Annotated in this window: 1 protein-coding gene; it reads left to right on the top strand. The window is 70.2% G+C overall.

The window, feature by feature from the left end; translation table 11 throughout:
- Window positions 1–91: 91 nt before the first annotated feature.
- A complete protein-coding gene (locus G7A99_RS23810; RefSeq protein ID WP_163144545.1) occupies window positions 92–421 on the top strand; it encodes a cupin domain-containing protein in 330 nt (109 codons plus the stop codon).
- Window positions 422–598: the final 177 nt, after the last annotated feature.

The raw sequence follows: 598 nt of genomic DNA, 5'->3' as shown, positions 1-598 counted from the left end.
GCGCCCGGCGGGTATAATCCACACGCCTTTGCGCCCGGGCGGTCCACCGCCCGGGCGCCCCATTCACACGCACGACCGGCACGGGTACCGGATGACCCGAGGCAATCTGTTCGCGGACGTTCCCCAAACCCTCGCGGAAGAGCGCTTCGACACCCTCGCCGAGGGTACAGGCGAGCGGATCGAGCGCATCGTCTCCACCGGCCAGGCCACACCGGCCGGGGAATGGTACGACCAGGCGTGGGACGAGTGGGTCGTGCTACTGCAGGGCGAGGCCGAGCTGCGCTTCGAGGACGGACCGGAGACCACGACACTCGCCCCGGGGGACTGGCTGCTCATCCCCGCCCATCAGCGCCACCGGGTCGAGCGCACCAGCACGACACCACCGGCGGTCTGGCTCGCCGTGCACCTGGCGGCCGGATGAACACGCGATAAGCGGAAGCGGGCGGAACGGCCGGTGAACGCACGAAACCTGCCACTCCGGCCCCCACCCTTCACGGCAGGGAATCGGGGATCGCCCGGGTAGGTCGGCTGCTCAGGGCAGCCGACATCTCCGGCATCGCCAGACCGAACCGCCAGGCAACAGGTTGGCTGCCAGGAG

This window comes from Arhodomonas sp. KWT (assembly GCF_010993615.1).
The sequence above is the reverse complement of the archived record's forward strand: the minus strand, read 5'-3'. Positions and strand labels throughout refer to the sequence as shown.

Bases quoted from the DNA above. Each gene is read 5' to 3' on its own strand.
- G7A99_RS23810 (WP_163144545.1), top strand. From the start codon at position 92: ATGACCCGAGGCAATCTGTTCGCGGACGTTCCCCAAACCCTCGCGGAA.